Origin of the sequence: Moorena sp. SIO3H5 (genome assembly GCF_010692395.1) — a bacterium.
GTDB lineage: Bacteria > Cyanobacteriota > Cyanobacteriia > Cyanobacteriales > Coleofasciculaceae > Moorena.
Window position 1 is genome coordinate 15,153 of sequence record NZ_JAAHHS010000044.1, and the last position, 18,976, is coordinate 34,128.

The window sequence follows — 18,976 nt, forward strand, 5'->3', positions numbered from 1 at the left end:
ATATTACTTGCTTCAAAGTAATTATTAAATAATATTCAGATTATATTAACAGATGGAACAGCAACAGCTAGCAAAAGTGTTGGAAACTGGCGATCTAGGGGAGTTGCTAGGCATTATTAATCAGCCTAACTTGCTCACAACCCTTAACTCTACACAGATGTGTAGGATTATCAAAGGACTTGGGCAAGTAGTGGAACAACAAGCTGCTCAGTTAACTCAGGTCAATCGGCAATTAAAACCGGAAATTACCAACCGTAAGCAGACTCAGGAGAAATCGCTCCAGGGTGATCAGCAATTGGAATACCAATTTCAAAAACAGACAACAGAATTGTCCGAAGCTAATCAGCAGCTGCGACAAGCAAAAGAGCAACTAGAGGCAGTTTTGGATGCTGTACCGGGAGCAGTGTCTTGGATTAGTGCTGATGGTCGATACCTTGGAGTTAACCGACATCTGGCTCAGAGCCTGCAATTACCTCCAGAGACTTTTGTCGGTCAAGAGTTGGGCTTTCTGCACAGCAGCCCTCAGTTTGTTGGCTTTATGGGTCAGTTTCTCGCCTGTGGGGAATCAGCAGCTTCCCAGGTGGTTGAGCTGAAAGTGAAAAATTCCTCAAAATATTATCTAATTGCTGCTCAGAAGTACCAGCAAGGTGCTGCAGCCGTATGTGTAGGGATTGATATCACCAAGCATAAACAAGCAGAATTAGCTCTACAACAGCTCAACCAGGAACTAGAACTGAGAGTCGAACAACGGACTGCTGATCTACGGACAGTCAATGAACAACTTCGCAAAAGTGAGGAACAATTTCGCCTGATTTTTGAACTCTCTCCCATGGGAATGGCAATTACCAGCACTGATGATTCCGTGCTACAGGTTAACCAAGCCTTTTGTGACACGGTTGGTTACACAGCCAACGAACTGGGGCAGAAAAAGGTTAAAGATATTATCTATCCCGATGATTTGACAATTAACCTTACCCCGAATCAAGAGTTGTGGCCAGGAAGAACATCCCACTTTCAGATGGAAAATCGCTTACTGTCGAAAGATGGTAGAGTAATCCATGTTTTGACCAAGAAAGCAGTTTTAGTCAGGGATGCTCAAGGTAAGCCCCGAAAATTTCTGTATCAAATAGTAGATATCACCGAACGCAAGCAAGCAGAAAATCAGGTCAGAGCCTCTCTAACCGAAAAAGAGGTCTTGCTCAAAGAAATTCATCACCGGGTTAAAAATAACCTGCAAATTATTTCTAGCCTACTCCGACTACAGTCGAGGAAAGTTGAAGATCCACAAGCATTAAGTTTGTTCAAAGATTCCCAGCATCGGGTTCAATCTATGGCTCTGATTCACCAGCAGCTGTATCAATCCCCAAATTTAGCCCAGATTAATTTTGGAAAATACATTCAAACCTTAACCAATAACTTGTTCCGTTCCTACGGCATTAACCGACATAAAATCGGCCTCAATATTGAAGTTACCACAGCTCCCTTGACCATTGATATAGCTATTCCCTGTGGCCTAATCATCAATGAATTGGTATCTAATTCACTCAAATATGCTTTTCCTGAACATCAATACGGTAAGATTGAAATTAGTCTAAGTTCAGATCAACAAGATCAGCTAATCCTCACGGTAAGTGATAATGGTATTGGTTTACCGGAAAATTTAGACTTTCAAGCTACTAAATCCCTTGGTTTGAGTATTGTTCGTAACTTGACTGCACAACTGGGGGGTAACATCATCCTTGACTGTAGCCAAGGCACTAGATTAAAAATAAACTTTCCCAATTCACTAGATCTCTAGGACAAGTCGAGCATGACCAAGAAAAAAATCCTAGTTGTTGAAGATGAAACCCTTGTGGCTATGGATATCAAAAATAGCCTCAAACTCCTAGGTTACATGGTTCCTGCTGTGGCTGTATCTGGAGAAGAAGCAGTTAGAAAAGCTGAGGAAATCCAACCGGATTTAATCCTGATGGATATTCGTTTGAAAGGGGAAATAGATGGAGTGACTGCTGCCAGGCTGATTAGGACAAAATGGAATATCCCAGTGGTCTATTTGACTGCCTATAGCGATGAGCTCACCCTAGAAAGAGCTAAGATAACCCAACCCTTTGGTTACCTCCTGAAACCATTTGAGGAAGAAGAACTGCGAGTTACCATTGAAATTGCCCTATCTCGCTTCCAAGCAGAAGCAAACATCCGTCAAGCACTGGTAAGAGAACAGGAGCTTAGAGAACAAAAATCTAGCTTTGTCTCTATTGTTTCCCATGAATGTCGCACACCTCTGAGTAAAGTTCTCCTAGCTACTGAATTGTTAGAACGCTATAGCAAAGATTTGGTAAAGGATAAACATCGCAAGTATTTTGAACAAATTAAAGGCTCTATCCAAGATATGAGAGAGCTCTTGGATGAAGTTCTATTTATTGAAAAAGCAGAAGGAAACAAGCTAAATTTTAAACCAACTCCAATTAACCTCGTAGAATTCTGCTCTGATTTGGTAGAGCAAATGCAGTTGGCTACTGGGGCGAGCCATAGGATTATTTTTACTCCTCAAAGCAATATTACTTATGCCTATATGGATACCCAACTCCTCAGATATATTTTCAATAACTTGCTATCCAATGGGATTAAGTATTCTCCTTTAGGGGGAAAGGTAGAGTTTGAGTTAACAGTGGAAGGTAACTGGGCAATTTTTAAAATTAGAGACTCGGGAATTGGTATTCCCAAACAAGAGATTTCCCAGCTGTTTCAACCTTTCCAGCGAGCTAGCAATGTTGGGGATATTCCTGGTACAGGTCTAGGATTATCGATTGTTAACAAGAGTGTACAGCAGCACCGTGGTCAAATTTTGGTAGATAGCCAGGTTGGTGTAGGGACTTTGTTTACGGTTAGACTACCCCTGTCTAGTCACTGGGATTAATATCAAGTTCCCTTGAATACCCATCATCAAGAAGATTGATCGGGAGATGGGGTGCGCGGCCTGGGCGCGGGGAGATTTTGATTCAGCAGGAAGCCACCAGACTTTGATATAAGTATTTAATGCAATTTATGCATTAAAGTTATGTATTTTTTTATTAAAAATCAGTATTCAGTAACAAAATATACAAAATTTTACCATTACTTTAAATTAATTTATCAACATCAAGAGTAGTGACATCAGAGGCTCTGGACAAAACTTCTCGCAATAGAGCAAAAGGCAACGAGGGAACAGCTATGACCAGCGCAGCTAAGCCAGCCGCCAAAAAACTGAACAAATTTGAAAAATTCAAGGCAGAGAAAGATGGTCTTGCCATTAAAGAACAAATAGAAGAATTTGCCAGAATTGGCTGGGAAGCAATAGAGCCAGATGACCTACAGCATCGGCTGAAGTGGATGGGTGTCTTTTATAGACCTGTCACTCCAGGCAAGTTCATGCTAAGGATGCGGACACCCAACGGGATTCTCAACAGCACTCAGATGCAGGTACTAGCTGAGATAGTCCAGCGTTATGGTGAAGATGGTAGTGCTGATATTACAACCCGCCAAAACATTCAGTTGCGAGGTATCCGGATTGAAGACATGCCTGATATTTTCCGCAGGTTCGAGCAAGTTGGCTTAACTAGCGTCCAATCCGGTATGGACAATGTCCGCAATATTACTGGTTCTCCCATGGCGGGGATAGATCGCGATGAATTAATTGACACTCGGGATCTTGTCCAAAAGGTACAGGACATGATCACTAATAACAGCCAAGGAAATTACGAGTTTACTAACTTGCCCCGTAAATTCAATATTGCCATTGAAGGCGGTCGGGATAACTCAGTCCATGCTGAAATTAATGATATTGCCTTCGTGCCTGCCTACAAAGATGGACAACTAGGCTTGAATGTACTCGTAGGTGGCTTTTTCTCGGCCAAGCGTTGTGAAGCTGCTGTTCCCCTCAATGCTTGGGTATTGCCTAATGATGATGTGGTTGACTTGTGTCGTGCTATCCTGGAAGTCTATCGCGACGAAGGCTCCCGGGCGAATCGGCAAAAATCCCGGATGATGTGGTTGATTGATGAGTGGGGGATTGACAAGTTCCGCGAAGAAGTCAGTAAACAGTTTGGTAGGGAACTCCCTACGGCTGCTCCTCACGATGAAATAGATTGGGAAAAACGAGACCATATTGGTGTCTTTCCCCAAAAGCAAGCAGGTCTGAATTATGTGGGTTTACACGTGCCCGTTGGTAGGCTTTATGCTGAGCAGATGTTTGATATGGCACGGATGGCTGAGGCTTATGGCAGTAGCGAAATTCGCCTCACAGTTGAGCAGAATGTGATTATTCCGAATATTCCCGATGCTAATCTCGACGCTTTCTTAGCTGAACCCCTCTTGCAGAAATTTACCCTTGAGCCCAAACCCCTAGAACGGCTTTTAGTATCTTGCACAGGAGCCCAGTTCTGCAATTTTGCTCTGATTGAAACCAAAAATCGTGCCTTGGCAATAGTTCGAGAACTGGAAGAAAAGTTAGACATACCAAACCCGGTGCGGATTCATTGGACAGGTTGTCCTAACTCTTGTGGTCAACCCCAAGTAGCTGATATTGGTTTGATGGGAACCAAGGTGCGTAAAGACGGTAAGTCTGTTGAAGGAGTCAATATTTACATGGGTGGCAAAGTTGGGAAAGATGCTAAACTGGGCGAGTGTGTGCTCAAAAGTGTTGCTTGTGATGACTTACCAGAAGTCTTGGGTAATATACTGATCGAGAATTTTGGAGCAAAATCCCACTAGGTTACTTCTGAGTCGGAGAGTCATCACTAAACAGTAGAAGACTCTATGTTAGTTACTGGACTAATAGCTGATAACTGATAGCTAATCCCTCATAGCTAATCCCTTATAACTGTTGTCAAGGATTAGTGGTTAGTGCTTAGGTAATGGTGAAAACATAGTATTCCATTTTCTATTGTCCATTAATCCTAGACGACAATATGGAGCGCCGCCAGTTTCTTAAATACATCGGGTATGCCACAGTAGGATGTGGCTTTAGTGCCTGTAGCTCAAATAATCTATTCAATTTCCCAAAACGCGATCGCTCCTCTGAGCCAACTCAACGACCTCCGGCTAACTTTGGTAAGTTGGAGAAGACTAACCTCACCATTGGCTTTGTTCCTGTAATTGAATCTACTCCTTTAATAATTGCCAAAGAAAAGGGATTTTTTCAGCGTTATGGTCTGAATGTAGGTCTTAAGAAATATCCTGACTGGTCAGCGGTTCACAAAGACTTACTATCATGGGGTATCGATGCCTGCGTTGCCTTGTTTGGATTGCCAATGCTAACCAATTTTGGTTCAGCCAAGGCACCAGTGATATCTCTAATGATGCTCAATCGCAATGGTGCTGGAATTACCTTTTCCAAAAAAGCTTGGCAAGGTGCTATTCGTCCTTCAACGGAGTACTATAATTTCCAAGATTTTGCAAACTCCTACAGGAAATATATTAAAAAATTAGGCGAGCCCCTCAAGGTAGGGATAGACTTGACCAACTCCATGGCAAACTATACCCTTCTCTACTGGCTATCAGCTATGGAGATTAATCCCGAGAAACAGATTAAGCTCATTGAGTTTCCACCATCTCAAATGGTATACAAACTCCAAGCTGGGATAGTAGATGGCTACTGTTTAGATGAACCCTGGAACCAAAGAGCAGTTGTAGACCAGGCTGGATTTACTGTTTATGTAAATCGGGATATTTGGAAAGGTCATCCAGGAAAAATACTCGCAACCATGGGACCTTGGGCAGAAAAACATCCCAAAACCGCCCGAGCCTTGGTAGCAGCTGTTTTGGAAGCTTGTCAGTATTGCGACCAACTAGAAAATCGCCAGTCAATTGCTCAGATTATATCTAGGAGCAAATACATCGACACTAAGGTAAAGTATATAGAAGGTTCTTTACTGGGCAACTATAATTATGGTGGATTTGACCAGAAAGACCGATTTGAAGCAATCCCTGATTTCAATTTATTTCATTTCCAAGATACAGACTATCTGAAAAAGCCCAATCATGCTAATTATCCTTGGCGCTCCCATGGTGTTTGGCTGCTAACCCAAATGATTCGCTGGCGTCATATTAACCGACGTCAATATCCCAAGGATGCTGATAAAATCATCGACCGGATTTATCCGGTGAAAATTTATGAAGAGGTGGCCAAGGCGTTGGAAATCGATCTACCTAGTGAGCGTATGAGGGTTGAACCTGCTGATGTGTTTGTGGATCAAAGAGCATTTGATCCTAGTCAGCCAGTTAATTACCTCAATGGTTTCGATATCCGAGCTGATCGTTCTCAGCTGTTTGCTGGTGTGAATTAACCCTTCAGCTATTGGCTATCAATCAACTAAGATCCAACCATCGACCAATTAAAAAAGCCTACGTAAATAAGCCGACATAAACGACATAAAGAAGCTTAGAGATTTTATCTATTGAAAGTCTCTAAGCTTCTTATGCGCCTATAGCTCCCATCACATTAGCTGATTAATAATGTCATGCAGCTAAAAGCAATAAAATACTTTTAAGTATAGTTCCGTGAGTGGTAAATCGTCAATTACCCATTACCAATTATCCTCAATTCATTTGAGAATTAAGTAACACTCCAATTTTATTTCTGGTTAAGATGTAAATTTTGAATTAAAATTATGCATTTTTTTCAAAGCAATAAACAATTTGTAACAAATCATACGAAATTTATGTTTTAAGGGTGTCACTATTAGTACCTGAACAATAGTATTAAGTTAACTTCAAAAAAGTAGTATCTATGGGCGATTACTGTAGCAATGAATTCCGAAAGAATTCTTCTAAAAGAATAAGCTATAGTATTCAAACTAATAGGTAACTTTAATCAGTCAGCAAGTTGATAGCAACATATCAGCTGGATTGTTTTGACAGGGATTCTTTGAAGTAGTTTTCGGAGGAGACTAAATCAACCCAAATGTTCAGCTGTAATGGCTCATGCTGTTGGTGCGTGAATCTTCTGTTTTCGTAGTTTGAGTAGAGGAAAGGTATATAGATGCTCGCAGAAATGTGGTCGTTTCGTGGTAGGTATAAAATCCTCCACATGACCTGGTTTGCTTTCTTCCTGTCGTTTGTAGTCTGGTTCAACTTAGCTCCCCTAGCAACACAGGTAAAATCAGACTTCGGTCTCGAAGTAGGTCAAATCCGAACCATCGCAATTTGTAACGTTGCCCTGACAGTGCCTGCCCGTATCATCATCGGGATGCTGTTAGATAAATACGGACCAAGAATCACCTACTCCCTGTTGCTGATGTATGCAGCAATACCTTGTATTGCTTTTGCCTGCGCACAGAACTTTAGCCAACTGGTGATTAGCCGCTTGGCACTGAGTATCGTAGGTGCAGGTTTTGTGATTGGCATCCGGATGACGGCAGAATGGTTCCCTCCCAAAGAAATTGGTTTAGCCGAAGGGATTTACGGGGGCTGGGGTAACTTTGGTTCTGCAGCAGCAGCCTTTACCCTACCTACCATTGCCGCATTTTTAGCCTTTGGCAGTCCAGGTCTGAACTGGCGTTTTTCCATTGCTGGTACTGGGATTATCGCTGCTCTCTATGGTATCCTATATTATTTTAACGTCCAAGATACTCCCCCAGGCAAAGTTTATCAGAAGCCCAAAAGCGCCAGAGGAATGGAAGTCACCACCAAAAAAGACTTCTGGTTTCTAATGCTGATGAATGCTCCTCTCTCCATCATTCTTGGTGTCCTAGCTTGGCGTTTGAATAAAGTCGGCTTTTTCGAGCAAAATGTTCTTTACATTGTCTGGGCTGGTCTACTTGGGTTGTATCTGTTCCAAGCTTACAACTGCTGGGCAGTTAACAAAGATTTGTTAGCAGGTCGTAAGCGCTATCCTCCTGAAGACCGCTTCAATTTTTCTCAAGTTGCCATTCTAGAGTTGACCTATGTTGTTAACTTCGGTTCTGAATTGGCTGTAGTTTCTATGCTCCCTGCCTTCTTTGAAGGCACCTTCGGACTGAGTAAACAAGCAGCCGGGATGATTGCTGCTAGTTACGCCTTCATGAACTTGATGTCCCGTCCTGGTGGTGGTTTAATCTCTGATAAACTGGGTAGCCGCAAGATGACCATGGCAGTTCTAACATTCTGTATGGGTATTGGCTATCTCATTTTCAGTACGGTGAAAGGAGGCTGGTGGCTTCCTGGTGCAGTACTGCTGACCATGGCTTGTTCCTTCTTTGTCCAAGCTGGAGAAGGCTCTACCTTTGCTATCGTACCTCTGGTGAAACGACGGATCACCGGTCAGGTGGCTGGTAACGTGGGTGCTTACGGAAACGTTGGTGCTGTTGCTTACCTGACTATCTTTAGTTTATTGCCAGCAGGAGATGTGGGTAACCGTATATTCTTCCAGATGTTGGGTGTTTCAGCTTTGATTGTTGCCTTCCTGTGCTTCCTAGTCTTGAAAGAACCTAAGGGTTCCTTTGCTGAGCTCCATGAAGGGGAAGAAGAATACTCTACTACTCCTAGCCCAGCTGCCATGGAAACTGGAGACTTGATGAACTAGTTACTTGGTGGGTCTAGTTGAAAGCAATCTACACTAGATGGCTGAAAAACACGTAGATAGAAGTGGGGCAATCTTAATCAAGATTGCCCCAAACTCTAGGAAATAATCGCTTCTCAAACAAGGAAAAAAAAATTTTTAGCATTTAGCTAGCAGCTCTTCAAGACTCAGCCAGATTTTGAATTAATGAAAACCTTGGCAAAATCCTCTGGAAGGATATTATTGCTAGTAGAAAAACCTTAAGATGGTAACTAATAAGCGCGAACTAACTACTAACTAGCTAACTAATTGATTAACTAATTTATGATTAAGTTTAGCTAAACGTTTGTTATAAATAACTGATAGTTGATATAAGAAATATTAATCATAAATTAATTGAAAAAATCTGTAATATAGTCACAAGATATACTAAAAATACTCAAAAAAAAAAAAATAATTGGGGGAAAACATCATGACTGACTCAGCTAAGACACTCTGTCCCTACTGTGGGGTTGGCTGTGGTCTGGAAGTATTGCCTCCAGCTGCTTCGGGTCGTGCTACCTATCGAGATAGTCAAGGGAATCCGATTTGGAAAGTCAGAGGCGATCGCTCTCATCCCTCAAGCCAGGGTATGGTTTGTGTCAAAGGTGCTACGGTTAGTGAGTCTTTGGAGAAAGACCGCCTCAAGTATCCCATGATGCGGGATTCCCTAGATCAACCATTTCAGCGAGTGAGTTGGGATGAAGCCCTAGACCGAGTAGTCAATCAGATTCAGAGGGTTCGTTTTACCCAAGGACCAGAAGCAATTTGTATGTACGGTTCGGGTCAGTTTCAAACCGAAGACTACTATATCGCTCAGAAATTGCTCAAAGGTTGTCTCGGTACCAATAATTTTGATGCTAATTCCCGCCTGTGTATGTCTTCAGCTGTAGCTGGATACATCCAAAGTTTTGGTTCCGATGGACCTCCCTGCTGCTATGACGATCTAGAATTAACTGACTGTGCCTTTTTGATTGGGACTAATACAGCAGAGTGTCACCCCATCGTATTTAACCGTCTGCGTAAGCATCACAAAAAGCATCGTCATGTTAAAATGATAGTGGTAGACCCTCGCCGCACGTCTACCGCTGAAGTAGCTGATTTACATCTAGCGATTAAGCCGGGTACTGATATTGATTTACTCAATGGTATTGCTCACTTACTATTGCGCTCGGGTAAACTGGACACGGAATTTATTGAGGAGTGTACCAGCGACTTCTCCGCATACGCTCAGGTAATTATCAACTACCCACCGGATATCGTTGCTCAAAGATGTGGTATAGCGGTGCATGAACTTGAGCAAGCCGCTCGCTACTGGGCAAAATCGAAGCGTGTCCTGTCTTTGTGGTCAATGGGGGTTAATCAATCTTCAGAAGGTACTGCTAAAGTCCGCACCATCATTAATCTCCACCTGATGACAGGCAACATTGGTAAACCAGGAGCAGGACCATTTTCTCTAACTGGTCAACCTAATGCGATGGGAGGACGGGAAGCTGGGGGACTGGCTCACATCTTACCGGGTTATCGGGTAGTAAAGAATCCCCAACACCGTAGTGAGGTGGAACAATTATGGAAACTCAATCCAGGGACAATTTCCCCCAATCCTGGTCTTGATGCTTGGAGCATGATCAAAGGTCTAGAAACAGGAGAAGTCGGTTTCTTTTGGATTGCTGCTACTAACCCAGCTGTGAGTATGCCGGATATTGAACGAACTAAGGCAGCCCTAAGAAAATCCTCTTTCACTGTCTATCAAGATGCCTACTACCCGACTGAAACCGCTGCTTATGCTCATGTCTTGCTCCCAGCAGCCCAGTGGAGTGAAAAGACTGGCGCTATGACTAACTCTGAGCGAGTTGTCACCCTTTGCCCCCAATTCCGTAATCCACCAGGGGAAGCCAGACCGGATTGGGAAATCTTTGCGGAAGTAGGGCGTCGCCTTGGCTTTACTAAAGAATTTGACTTTACTGACTCTGCCGCTGTCTATCGGGAATTTGTGCAACTGACCCGTGGACGACTTTGTGACATGACCGGACTTAGTCACGAACGCTTACGCAAAGACGGTCCGATTCAATGGCCCTGCCCAGAGGAGTTCCAAAATCAAGAGTCTTCTGAGTCAATCAGCAATACTGGCAAACGGCTTTATACTGACTTCCGATTCAATACGCCAGATAGCAAGGCAAAATTTGCCGCTTTCCATTCTAAAGGACTGGCAGAACCCCCGTCGGAGGATTACCCTTTGGTGCTGACCAGTGGCCGACTATATGGTCATTGGCACACCCAAACCCGCACCGGACGGATTGAGAAAATCACCAAAATGTACCCCAATCCGTTACTAGAAATTCATCCCCGTGATGCCCAGAAGCTGGGGATTCAAGATGGGGGTTGGGTAGAAGTGCGATCGCGTCGCGGAACTTGCCGCTTCCAAGCTCAAGTCACTAAAGCTATTACTCCTGGTACAGTGTTTGTCCCCATGCACTGGGGAGCTTTGTGGGCAAATCAGGCAGAAGCTAATGCTCTGACCCATCCCGAATCTTGTCCCATTTCCCTGGAACCAGAATTAAAAGCCTGTGCTGTCAACTTGGTGCCCATCAGTGAAACTGAGAGTATGCGATCGCAAAATCCCAATCAAGAGCCATTAGGAACACCGATTTTACAAAAGCTCAAAGTTTTTAGTTGATTTTTAAAAGTTTAAGGTTAAAAGTTTAATCCTTCCCTTATTAATTGCGCTCTGAGAGAGTTTCCCAAACACCTGCCTCACCAAGGGTAATTGGAGTCTCGTTTTGTGTCTGGGAAAAATTGGAAATAGACATAAACGGCACTAAGCCCATCACAAAGGAGCACAAAACGATCAGGAAAGTCATCCTGAGGGGATGCTGCCAGTGTGTAGTTACAACATGGGAGTGGGTTGTGCTACTAAGATCTTGCATGCTCATGACTAAAACCTCAGAATAGATGTGTACGAATATGTGGATAGTTCACTGTTGTCTTTGAGGATGCAGTGCATTGTTCCTATTCATGCCAAGTTGCAGGGACCGTCTGCAACTTGGTATTTTTTGATGCACTAAAATCCTTGACATCTCGAATCATACAAAAATTTTTCGAAAAAGTAGCTAGATTTACCAAATAAAACATAAAAAGTAACATTAGTTACTGAATTTAATTAATTTTTGTGAAATAGAGTAAATTAATGAAGTTTATAGGCATAGATCTCGGTTGGACTTCTGGAGCAACTGGCCTTTGTTGCTTAGATTGGTCTGCTGGCACCCTAAACCTGCTAGATTTAGACCGCAAAGAGTCAATCACAGATATTCTGAACTGGATAGACCATTGGTCCCCATCTCCAGAACCCGCCATGGTAGCAGTAGACGCTCCTACCCTGATTCCCAACCCTACAGGAATGCGCCTACCGGATAGACTGACCCACAAATACTTTGGTCGCTATCATGCCGGGTGCTATCCCGCCAACCTCCAGCGCCCCTTCGCCCAGCGCACCGTAGAATTTAGCCTGAGCCTAGAACAACGGCAATTTATCCATGCCCCAACCATCACTCCCCAAAAACTAGGGCGCTACCAAATTGAAGTTTTTCCCCATCCCGCCATTGTCCAGCTATTCAACCTCAATCGCATCCTCAAATACAAAAAAGGCAAACTAAGCGAACGACACGCTGAACTAACCAAACTTCGTCAATATATTCTCGATACCCTACCCACCCTCACCCCTGCTCTCAACTCCCTATCATCCTCACCCCTTACTTCCAGTCTTTGCAGTTCATTTCTGCCCCAAATCCCCACTACAGGTAAAGCGCTCAAAGCGGCTGAAGACCAGCTAGATAGCATCATCTGCGCCTATGTAGGAGCTCACTGGTGGTATTGGGGAACTGAATTTAACTTGGTGTTAGGAGATGTAACAACTGGGTATATTGTTATTCCTGCTCCCAACCAAGACGGGCAAAAGGGAAAAGATTTATGAAAACTCAAGGCACGCACTATGGCAAAATGGTAATCGTCGAGAAAAACCAACCATAACAATTAAGTAATCCCAGTGAGTCCTACTGCCCAAGCGCCCAAGACTACTCGCCGCCTAGTGTTTCCTTTCACCGCCATTGTCGGTCAAGAAGAAATGAAACTGGCATTGCTCCTAAATGTGATCGATCCCAAAATTGGGGGAGTAATGATCATGGGCGATCGCGGCACAGGCAAATCTACTACTATTCGTGCCTTAGCTGATTTATTACCAGAAATCGATGTAGTTGCTGAAGACCCCTTCAACAGTGACCCTAAGGATCCTGACTGGATGGGCAATGGTAACGGAACAGCTGCATCCAGGACTTCGGTCAAGAAAAAAGTTCCCATGATAGATTTACCCTTAGGGGCAACCGAAGACCGAGTTTGTGGCACCATTGATATTGAAAAAGCTTTATCTGAAGGGGTCAAAGCGTTTGAACCAGGACTCTTGGCTAAAGCTAATCGAGGTATCCTATATGTCGATGAGGTTAATCTGCTAGATGACCACCTAGTGGATGTACTATTAGACTCCGCTGCTAGTGGTTGGAATACTGTAGAACGGGAAGGTATATCTATTCGCCACCCTGCTCGCTTTGTTTTAGTAGGTTCTGGTAACCCAGAAGAAGGAGAATTACGACCCCAGTTACTAGACCGCTTTGGGATGCACGCGGAAATCCGTACGGTCAAAGAACCAGTGCTGCGAGTCAAAATTGTGGAAGAACGGGGAGAGTTTGATCAAAATCCTAACCAATATGTTGAACAGCACCAATCTGAGCAAGAAGCGTTACAGAAACAGATAGTAATGGCTCAACAGCGACTTGCTGAAGTAGAAATGGACTATGACTTTCGGGTAAATATTTCAGAAGTTTGCTCAGAACTGGATGTAGATGGACTCAGGGGTGATATTGTCACTAATCGTGCGGCTAAGGCTCTGGCTGCATTTGAAGGACGAACTGAAGTGACAGTGGATGATATCCGCCGGGTGATTACCTTATGTTTACGGCACCGTTTGCGTAAAGACCCCCTGGAGTCGATTGATTCAGGATATAAGGTGCTGAAATCCTTTAACCGTGTTTTTGGGGTTGAAGCAGCTGAATAAGATTAATTTACTGTAGCGCAATGATTAATCAGTAATAGTTAATGGGTAATCGGTGATATTGTCCCAATGCGATCGCAAAAACTCAGCAGGTAGGTATTGGATGCCAGGGTTGAAGACTTGCCCCTAAGTCTACCCTCGGTATGGTTGTAGCAGCATATGAGATCATTTCCGCTTGATTGCGAGAATCAAGCTCAAACCTACATGGGCACATAATTTATGGAACTCAATCGCTACATCCCCTACAGTAAGAGAGTTTGAGTTGTACTATTTTACAACTGAACTTTTTAGTTCAGTTGTAATTATTTTCACATTTGTCATAACTTTACTAATAGGACTATTTTTACTCTCTTGAAATTATTTTCACATTTGTCATAACTTTACTAAATATCCATCCAAATTATTTTGTCCATAAAGCTTTTTAATTATAGATTGATAAAGGAATTTGATTGTAATAATTTAAAGCTAGCAATAAATAGTTCATTCAACTTAGTAATTATGAATGGAATCAAAGCTTTAAAAAACCAGGCAGTTTTCTTAGCTAGTTTACTTACTGTTGGCTCAACAGTGAGCATAGCCTCAACGGCAAACGCTGTGACTCTTAAGGTAACTGTTGAGAATTTGACACCAGAAAATGGTGGTGTTGTCACTCCTGTTTGGTTTGGTTTTCATGATGGTAGTTTTGATAGTTTTAATATTGGCGAATCTGCTTCTTCTGGAATAGAAACCATAGCAGAAGATGCGATCACAGGTCTTGAAGCTACTGTTCCTGGTCTACTTGAATCCTTGATAGAACTAGGTCTTGATCCCAACAATGTCCCACCCCAAAGTTCACTTATTGCTGGTCTGTTTGCTGACAGTGCTGCTGCTCAAAACGGTGGTGTTCAAGGTATAGTTGTAGATTTAGATAGCCCTCTAGGTCTTTTCCCTGGGGATGTTGTCTCGACAAAAATCAAGCTGGATGAAGATTTAGCTAGCAACTCCTTCTTCAGCTACGGTGCAATGTACATCCCTAGTAATGACGCTTTTATTGCTAACGATAACCCAATCGCCATCTTTGATGCTGATGGTAAATTTACTGGTGCAGACTTCATTGTTCTAGGTGACCAGGTTTGGGATGCTGGTACAGAAGTGAACGATGAGAGTCCTTTGAATGTACCATTTACTCTTGCTGAAGTTGGGAATGGTATTGATGAAAACGGTGTTGTTCTGCCTCATCCTGGTTTTCTACCAGCAGGTAGCGGTGGTATTTTAGATTTTGGAGATGGATTATTTGCCAATGCTGATTTCACCACACCAGGTTTTCAGGTAGCCCGGATTACCATTGAAAAAGTCCCAGAACCAGCCACAATTACAGGACTGTTATTACTAGGTGGTTTATCAATATTACGTCGTCGAGTTGGTCGCAGCAGATAACTTTTTTGTTTGAAGGGGCTGGCAACTGTTAAGGATTTTCTCCAAGAATGTTGCACTATCTACAAAGATGTGTTAGACTTTAAACATAGATTCAGTTTCATTAGAGATACTTTGCGACTTACATTAAAGCCGAAAACCAAGGGTTTAAGGGTTGCGTTTTTTGTCAATAGTGGAATCAAATTTATGCGCTAAGCCGGGCATAGTCCGGGTTTAGCCTTGGGAGATACCCCCTGGCTGGCAAAATCCAGCTTGCATTAGTGAGCCAAAATCTGATTTGTAGATTTTGGTAGCTAAAAAGTATCGGTGACACACTAAGCTGTTGTGCATTTAAATTGCACAACAGCAAGGCAGAAGGCAGAAGGGGAAAGAGTTTCAGGTTTTTTTCCTGATTTAATCAAGGGATGCAGTGCGCCGCACTGCATCCCTTCTGAGTAAGGCTTCTAGAATTTAAATGCGTTTGCCCTGACTAGCCTGGTTGACTCACAACACTATTCAACTCCTGGCATAAATAACCAAGTTAAGGGTGATAGGTAGTATAGAGCAATCCTAATTAGCTATCCTAATTCCTAGGTGAACACTACTCCTGTCCTGAGTTTTCAGTTTTGAGTTCTCAGTTGGGCAGTTTTGGGTCAGACCGATCACTGTTCACTTTCCCTATAGGATTGCTGTTATAGCGCTACGCGCAAGGCAAGAGGCAAGAGGCATGCATGCAAAAGTTGATTACAACAGCTTTTGGTGCTTGTATCAATGTCAAACACGAAGAATGCGTAGTGCTATATGCTTTGCTTTAAGAAAGATTGACTATTTCGACAGCTGGATTTTTCAGCCATCTGCTGTCAATTGTGCTCATTGTACTCGTAAGTATTCAGCGTTTAGCGTTTAGCTTTCAGCTAATCCTAGTCAGGATAATCCTAAATACTTACGTTTGCTTTTCTCCGTGAGGTAACTATGAAAGGAATAGCGAGTAGCTTTAGCTGGTTGCTAGCAACACTACACTTCACCGGAACTATCAGTGCTCTTTCGGTGCAAGCACAAGTCACTGAGCCAATGTCTAACCACACTGGCTCCAATGCTCTTACTCAAACTATTGCTCAATCACCAGCTGTTAATCCCCCCAACTTTGGACAAGCCCTGGACAACAACCAAGTAGTAGAAGCTGTACCTTTAATTGAACAAACTTGGGAAAAACAATATCAGCACCACCTCAACATCAATTTTCCTGAGCAATCCATCACTGTGGAAGAAATTGCTGATACTCTTGACAAAATCAGCAATCAAACTGGTCAAAAGCCTGGTCTTATCTACATGGTTCCGCGATCGCAGCAACTAGAGCTGGTATTAATTACACCAGAAGGTAAGCCCATTCACAAGCGTGTCTCGACGGCTAATCAGGAAGCTCTGTTGAGCCTAGTGGAAGAGTTTATCGACACTATTACTCATCCTATTCGTAGACACACTAAAGATTATCTACCAGTAGCTCAGCAACTCTATCAGTGGATGATTGAGCCATTGGAACCATACCTTAAAACTCAAGGTATCGATAATCTAATTTTTTGCCTAGGTGGAGGGTTACGCCACCTGCCCTTTGCTGCCTTACATGATGGCCAAGAGTTTCTGGTGGAAAAGTATAGCTTAGCCCTGATTCCGGCCTTTAAATTAACAGATACTGTCTATAGTAATCTGAAAAATTCCCAAGTTTTGGCTATGGGGGCATCAGAATTTAATGAACACAATTCTTTACCTGCTGTGCCGGTAGAGTTATCTGTTATCACTCAATATCCTTGGCAAGGTAAATCTTTCTTGAACAATGATTTTACCATAAATAATCTAAAGTGGCAACAGCGATCTAATAAGAATTATAAAATCCTGCACTTGGCAACTCATTCAGACTTCAAAGCGGGAAAACCAAGCAAGTCTTATATTCAGTTTTGGGATAGTAAACTGACTTTAGAGGAATTCACTAAATTCCGTTGGCAATCACCAACAATAGAATTATTGGTGCTGAGTTCTTGTCGCACTGCTATCGGAGATAAAGAAGCTGAGTTAGGCTTTGCAGGATTAGCAGTCCGCGCCAATGTCAAGTCAGCAGTCGCTAGTTTATGGTATGTCAGCGATGGGGGAACCTTAGTGCTGATGAGTGAATTTTATCGGTCTCTTAAGACTGTACCAATTAAGGCTGAAGCCTTGCGACAAGCTCAGATTGGGATGTTGAAAAAAAAGGTAAGTTTGGCTAGTGTTACTGATTTACCAAATGTATCTTTACCTCCAGAACTAGCATCTCTCAACTATGAAGATTTATCCCATCCCTATTATTGGGCGGCTTTTACTGTAGTTGGTAATCCTTGGTAAGTAGTCCGACAAAAGTAAAATTAACTGTTGAAATAGGGAGCAGGGAGCAGGGAGCAGGGAGCAGAGGGGCTTTTGGCAACTTTACATCGCTGTTTCCTGTTCCCTATTACCTACTATTTATAAGTGTTCAACGTGTTCAACGGAACATGATATAGCGTTTCTAGGACTCATGAGGTACACATTATTTTTTCCATCTTCCCTGCTCCCTGCTCCCTGCTCCCTGCTCCCTAAAAACCATAAATTTGTACCTCAAAAGTCGTAGAATTGCTATATTAGCTATTACAACCAATTCCCTACCATTAGATAAGGAGCCCAGTAATAAGGATGGTCATAGTTTGGGTCTTGTAAAATTGATTTTTGGGCGCGATTGAGGGCTTCAGCTTTTGAGATTGATTTGTCAGTAAGTTCCTGGTAAAACCGATTCATTAACACAGCTGTGACTTCATCATTGACCGCCCACATAGTAGCAAGGGTGCTACGTGCTCCTGCTTCTATGGCTACACCAGCTATACCCAGAGCTGCTCTGTTGTCCCCAGTTGCTGTTTCGCATGCACTCAGCACCAGTAATTCGATGGGAGTGGGTTGCCGTAGGTCTGTGGTTTGCAGTAAGTCCTTCAACTCAGTAACATTTATCTTACTATCCCAGGTCAGAATGAACGTCTTCTCAGGTTCAGAGCTAAATTTACCATGGGAGGCGATGTGTACTACTGGGAAAGGATCTGCTTCAACAGAATTTTCAAAGTTGGTTTCAGTAAAGTCCTGATTGAGGAGGATTTCACTAGGAACTTGAGCCTTAATTTTCTCTAGCTCTACTTCTACAAATGGCAAAGAATTATATCCCTGACGGGATTCAGATAACCCAGCCGTTAGCACTCTGATATCTTCCCTGACTAAGCGCTGGGGATTCATTAAATCTAGTCCAGGAGTTAGCGCTATACTATACTTCTCGACTAAATACTGATTACCGTCGTGGAGTGCTGCCATGGGAATATTGCGCAAGGCTCCATCAAGCACAAATACTAGGGTGTCTACTTGAGAGTTAGCTAAATCCTTCTCAATGGGTCGGATTATCCAATCGTATACCTGCTGCGACATTCCTAAAGATGCCCGTCGATGAACCTGGGGTAAGATTTCACGCAGCTCTTCGAGTGTAGATTCAATTTGGTTTTGGGGAAGCTCTGTTCTATAGTGAAGCAGTTGTTGTTGGGGTAAGCGGATAATTATATCCACGCTTTCTGGCAGTATAATCGGATAAATTAATGCTGCTTTGGTATCAGCTTGGTCAATGACTTGATCAACGACTACAGGAGTAGCATTTAAGCAGGCTGAGCGAAAATAGTTATCTAGTTCGGCTAACTGTAGGGATTCAATGATCCCACGCGCTTTTTCTAAGTTGTCGGGATTGGAATTTCTGCTATCTGATTGCAGCAGTAATTGCACGAATTCTCGATAAACTGGCTCGACACTCTCTCGAAAGGTAAACCTTACCTGTTGGTTAACAGCTACTAGGTCACTACGTATAGACTTGAGAGTATTAACTGCTTCGGTGAGATCGC

Annotated in this window: 12 protein-coding genes; 10 read left to right on the forward strand and 2 right to left on the reverse strand. The window is 42.9% G+C overall.

Annotation, left to right across the window (positions count from 1 at the left end):
* Window positions 1–52 precede the first annotated feature (52 nt).
* The 6 genes from F6K52_RS07735 to F6K52_RS07760 all read left to right on the forward strand — a co-directional run bounded on the left by F6K52_RS07735 (window position 53) and on the right by F6K52_RS07760 (window position 11,231).
* Complete coding sequence (locus tag F6K52_RS07735) at window positions 53–1,798, forward strand: histidine kinase dimerization/phosphoacceptor domain -containing protein (RefSeq protein ID WP_293076027.1); 1,746 nt, start codon at window positions 53–55, stop codon at window positions 1,796–1,798.
* A gap of 12 nt (window positions 1,799–1,810) precedes the next feature.
* Window positions 1,811–2,917: an ATP-binding protein gene (locus F6K52_RS07740; protein ID WP_293076030.1), complete on the forward strand. Its 1,107-nt coding sequence runs from the start codon at window positions 1,811–1,813 to the stop codon at window positions 2,915–2,917.
* A 293-nt stretch (window positions 2,918–3,210) separates the two neighbouring features.
* Entirely contained in the window at window positions 3,211–4,749 is a 1,539-nt protein-coding gene (locus F6K52_RS07745) for a ferredoxin--nitrite reductase (protein ID WP_293076068.1), read from the forward strand.
* Between the two features lie 197 nt (window positions 4,750–4,946).
* Window positions 4,947–6,323 carry a CmpA/NrtA family ABC transporter substrate-binding protein gene (locus F6K52_RS07750; protein ID WP_293076070.1) on the forward strand — a complete coding sequence of 459 codons (1,377 nt, stop codon included), beginning with the start codon at window positions 4,947–4,949 and terminating at the stop codon, window positions 6,321–6,323.
* Between the two features lie 695 nt (window positions 6,324–7,018).
* Window positions 7,019–8,539 carry an MFS transporter gene (locus tag F6K52_RS07755; RefSeq protein WP_293076072.1) on the forward strand — a complete coding sequence of 507 codons (1,521 nt, stop codon included), beginning with the start codon at window positions 7,019–7,021 and terminating at the stop codon, window positions 8,537–8,539.
* A gap of 448 nt (window positions 8,540–8,987) precedes the next feature.
* Window positions 8,988–11,231, forward strand: coding sequence for a nitrate reductase (locus tag F6K52_RS07760; RefSeq protein ID WP_293076074.1), 2,244 nt, complete (start codon window positions 8,988–8,990; stop codon window positions 11,229–11,231).
* 40 nt (window positions 11,232–11,271) lie between these two features.
* Here F6K52_RS07760 and F6K52_RS07765 read toward each other — a convergent pair whose 3' ends face one another.
* Window positions 11,272–11,487, reverse strand: a complete 216-nt coding sequence (locus F6K52_RS07765; RefSeq protein ID WP_293076076.1) for a hypothetical protein — start codon at window positions 11,485–11,487, stop codon at window positions 11,272–11,274.
* Between the two features lie 254 nt (window positions 11,488–11,741).
* Here F6K52_RS07765 and F6K52_RS07770 point away from each other — a divergent pair, with 254 nt between their 5' ends.
* The 4 genes from F6K52_RS07770 to F6K52_RS07785 all read left to right on the forward strand — a co-directional run bounded on the left by F6K52_RS07770 (window position 11,742) and on the right by F6K52_RS07785 (window position 17,420).
* Window positions 11,742–12,524, forward strand: coding sequence for a DUF429 domain-containing protein (locus F6K52_RS07770; RefSeq protein ID WP_293076078.1), 783 nt, complete (start codon window positions 11,742–11,744; stop codon window positions 12,522–12,524).
* 72 nt (window positions 12,525–12,596) lie between these two features.
* Entirely contained in the window at window positions 12,597–13,658 is a 1,062-nt protein-coding gene (bchI, locus tag F6K52_RS07775) for a magnesium chelatase ATPase subunit I (protein ID WP_293076080.1), read from the forward strand.
* A gap of 495 nt (window positions 13,659–14,153) precedes the next feature.
* Complete coding sequence (locus tag F6K52_RS07780; protein ID WP_293076082.1) at window positions 14,154–15,071, forward strand: spondin domain-containing protein; 918 nt, start codon at window positions 14,154–14,156, stop codon at window positions 15,069–15,071.
* A 948-nt stretch (window positions 15,072–16,019) separates the two neighbouring features.
* Window positions 16,020–17,420 (forward strand): CHAT domain-containing protein, encoded by a 1,401-nt coding sequence (locus tag F6K52_RS07785; RefSeq protein WP_293076084.1) that lies wholly within the window; start codon window positions 16,020–16,022, stop codon window positions 17,418–17,420.
* Between the two features lie 279 nt (window positions 17,421–17,699).
* On the opposite strand, the gene F6K52_RS07790 is transcribed toward F6K52_RS07785, so the two are convergent.
* Window positions 17,700–18,976 (reverse strand): CHAT domain-containing protein (locus F6K52_RS07790; RefSeq protein WP_293076086.1); only part of this gene is annotated, 1,277 nt, incomplete at its 5' end.

Excerpts from the sequence above, each read along its gene's own strand:
- F6K52_RS07735 (WP_293076027.1), top strand. The coding sequence starts at position 53 with ATGGAACAGCAACAGCTAGCAAAAGTGTTGGAAACTGGCGATCTAGGG.
- F6K52_RS07740 (WP_293076030.1), top strand. The coding sequence starts at position 1,811 with ATGACCAAGAAAAAAATCCTAGTTGTTGAAGATGAAACCCTTGTGGCT.
- F6K52_RS07745 (WP_293076068.1), top strand. The coding sequence starts at position 3,211 with ATGACCAGCGCAGCTAAGCCAGCCGCCAAAAAACTGAACAAATTTGAA.
- F6K52_RS07750 (WP_293076070.1), top strand. The coding sequence starts at position 4,947 with ATGGAGCGCCGCCAGTTTCTTAAATACATCGGGTATGCCACAGTAGGA.
- F6K52_RS07755 (WP_293076072.1), top strand. The coding sequence starts at position 7,019 with ATGCTCGCAGAAATGTGGTCGTTTCGTGGTAGGTATAAAATCCTCCAC.
- F6K52_RS07760 (WP_293076074.1), top strand. The coding sequence starts at position 8,988 with ATGACTGACTCAGCTAAGACACTCTGTCCCTACTGTGGGGTTGGCTGT.
- F6K52_RS07765 (WP_293076076.1), bottom strand. The coding sequence starts at position 11,487 with ATGAGCATGCAAGATCTTAGTAGCACAACCCACTCCCATGTTGTAACT.
- F6K52_RS07770 (WP_293076078.1), top strand. The coding sequence starts at position 11,742 with ATGAAGTTTATAGGCATAGATCTCGGTTGGACTTCTGGAGCAACTGGC.
- F6K52_RS07780 (WP_293076082.1), top strand. The coding sequence starts at position 14,154 with ATGAATGGAATCAAAGCTTTAAAAAACCAGGCAGTTTTCTTAGCTAGT.
- F6K52_RS07785 (WP_293076084.1), top strand. The coding sequence starts at position 16,020 with ATGAAAGGAATAGCGAGTAGCTTTAGCTGGTTGCTAGCAACACTACAC.